Here is a 791-nt window from a genome sequence, read left to right as displayed (position 1 = left end):
CCCCCCTATTACGCACATATATCACCCATTATGAAAGAGGAAGGGAGCTCCAAGAGAAAACTGAGCAAACGAAAGGATCTGGAAGCAGCGGTCCAATACTATCAAGAAAAAGGAGTCCCAGAGCAATCAGTTATCGAATATCTGCTGACTTTAGCCAATTCCAATTATGAGCAGTGGAGAAATGAGCATGCTGAGGCCAGCAATAAAGCATTTAACGTGGAACTCCAGCGGATGAATAGTAGCGGTGCATTATTTGATTTGAAGAAGCTGATGAACATTAGCAAAGATGTTATTGCCGGAATGAAAGCGGAGGAAGTGTACCAAGAAGCGGTAGCATGGGCAAAAACCTATGATACCCCGTTGGCGGAATTACTGACAGAGAAAAAAGAATATGTGTTGAAAATCATCAGTATCGGAAGAAATGGGGAGAAGCCGCGAAAGGACATTTCCCAATGGTCAGACATTCGAGAAATATACGGATACTTTTTTGATGAGTTATTTCAAAAACCGGATGTGGAACAGGATTATCCTAAGAATATTTCAGCTGAGGATATCGCAGTTATCACCCAAAAATATATAGCGAGATTTAAGGATAATGAGAAAAACTATACAAATGAAGAGTGGTTTGAAGAGATTAAAGAAATAGCCCGCGAAATAGGGTTTGCACCAGAGATGAAATTGTTCAAGGCGAACAAATCTTTGTATAGAGGTCATGTTGGAGATGTCAGTATGGTCTTGCGAATCGCAATTACAGGAAGAGGTAATACTCCTGATCTATACGAGGTTATTCA

Annotated in this window: 1 pseudogene; it reads left to right on the top strand. The window is 40.6% G+C overall.

The features are described from left to right. Positions 1 to 30: 30 nt before the first annotated feature. A pseudogene (locus ACTJKB_RS30865) lies at positions 31 to 791 on the top strand (glutamate--tRNA ligase); the annotation flags it as partial.

The organism is Paenibacillus sp. 22594 (genome assembly GCF_052044425.1).
Lineage (GTDB): Bacteria > Bacillota > Bacilli > Paenibacillales > Paenibacillaceae > Paenibacillus_AQ.
This window is presented reverse-complemented; position numbering and strand designations above follow the sequence as displayed.